At 59.4% G+C, this 1,849-nt stretch carries 2 protein-coding genes; one reads left to right on the plus strand and one right to left on the minus strand.

The genetic code is table 11. The features are described from left to right. The first annotated feature begins 185 nt into the window (after positions 1 to 185). Positions 186 to 1,337, plus strand: coding sequence for an RHE_PE00001 family protein (locus F3H58_RS27025; protein WP_149744440.1), 1,152 nt, complete (start codon positions 186 to 188; stop codon positions 1,335 to 1,337). Between the two features lie 260 nt (positions 1,338 to 1,597). Here F3H58_RS27025 and F3H58_RS27030 read toward each other — a convergent pair. Then, on the minus strand, positions 1,598 to 1,849 hold a 252-nt coding region (locus F3H58_RS27030), incomplete at its 5' end, for an integrase core domain-containing protein (protein WP_149744441.1).

The raw sequence follows: 1,849 nt of genomic DNA on the forward strand, positions 1-1,849 counted from the left end.
ATCGCCGGAAATGTGGGGAATCCGCTCAATTAGGACGACCGACATCGGTGATTTGCGCCGCGAAATCAACTACCATCGATAAGAGGTACTTATCGATGGTTAGAACCTCAACCGGCAATCATACCATGTGACGAACCCCAATAATAAGATAGAGTTCTTATAAGAAATCGTTTACCATAAAATCAATGGCTTACGACCTCGCGAAAATCAACATCTCAAACTTGATGGGGCCCGCTTTTGAGGCGGCCGTCGCGCTCACCCGTATCGACGAGCGCATTCCTCGCTCACCGGTCGGCGCGGGCTTTCTTGAGCGGCAAAATTTCGCCGATGCCTGCGCCTCGCTGTGGATCGATGGCGAGCTCGTCCATCTCGAAGACCTTGTCCTCCACGACGCCACGCGAGATGTTCGCACACCTACCCACGAACTGACAATCGCCCGTGACGTTCTTCGCACTCGCCGGCGGATCGCTGGTCAGGTGCCCGAGTGGGCGTTGTCCGCAGAGGGTATCCGAACTTTGCGACAGACGTCAGACATCAATTCGGTCGGCATGGGCGAGGTGCAAACGGCCGGCGTCATTCGGCCCGCGGTCGCCGTCGAACCGGAAGGGCAGGGGGACGATGGTGATGACCCGGATAATCTCCCCGGCGTCGACTATGCCGCCATCGATGCGATGCTCGCACGATCGGAGGCGGCCATTGAGGACGCTAGGCGGCCCGGCGTCGCTGACGTCAGCCATGCGACGGCCAGCCGTCCGGAAAAAGATCCGATGATCTACGATCTCGACTGGGACGAGGATGCCCGACTCGAAGAATGGCGCGGCGTGCTGCGCCAGGCCGAAAACCTGCCGGCGGTGTTTCGGGCGATCATTGCCCTCGATGCCTGGAACGAGCTTGCCGTGCTTCAGCACGCGCCCTGGATTGGCCGGCTATTGGCCGCCTCTATCCTGCGGGAAGCCGGCATCACCATCGGTCCGCATCTCGTCGCCATCAATCTTGGTCTGAAAACCATACCCGTCGATCGGCGCCGAAGCCGCGATCGTGAGACAAGGCTGCTCGCCATTGCCCACGGCCTGATCGCTGCCGCCGAGATCGGCATGAAGGAGCATGACCGGCTGGCGCTTGCCCGCACAATGATGGAGCGGAAGCTGGAGGGGCGCCGAACGTCGTCAAAGCTGCCGGAACTGGTCGCGCTTGTCATGGCGAAACCACTGGTGTCGGCCGGGATGGTGGCGAAAACGCTCGAGGTCACGCCGCAGGCGGCGCGGCGGATCGTTTCGGAACTCGGGCTTCGCGAGATGACGGGCAGGGGGAGGTTTCGGGCGTGGGGGATCCTTTAGAGCGCGTTTGAGGCGCACAAGAAGCGACCCTAGTTCAATCCGGCGTTGAACGATCTTAATTGCTGTCTTCGTCTGGATGAAGAGACGAGGGCAAACCGCTAATTGCGCTTGCGACCGCTTCGGCGTCAAGGGCATAGCTAACCTGCGCCAGCCTCCCTTCTCCAAGAGAGAAGGTCTCTTCGTACTCAATCATGTTTTCAAACAGCATATTGGCAAGAAGGTGAACCGCACCGGCTTTGCCGGAGACCGTTTGGTTTAAGTTATGCGGCCAATGCTGGTGCGTCCAGCATGGCGTAGTATCGTTCCTCGGCCTCTGCAGGCGGAATGTTTCCAATGGGCTCCAGTAGACGCCGGTTGTTGAACCAATCGACCCATTCCAGCGTGGCGAACTCCACAGCTTCGAAGTTGCGCCATGGTCCTCGGCGATGGATGACCTCAGCCTTGTAAAGGCCGTTGATCGTTTCGGCGAGAGCGTTGTCGTAGCTATCGCCGACGCTTCCGACGGAAGGTTC

The sequence above is a fragment of the Rhizobium sp. NFACC06-2 genome, from assembly GCF_900101425.1.
Taxonomy (GTDB): Bacteria; Pseudomonadota; Alphaproteobacteria; order Rhizobiales; family Rhizobiaceae; genus Agrobacterium; species Agrobacterium leguminum.

Excerpts from the sequence above, each read along its gene's own strand:
- F3H58_RS27025 (WP_149744440.1), top strand. The coding sequence starts at position 186 with ATGGCTTACGACCTCGCGAAAATCAACATCTCAAACTTGATGGGGCCC.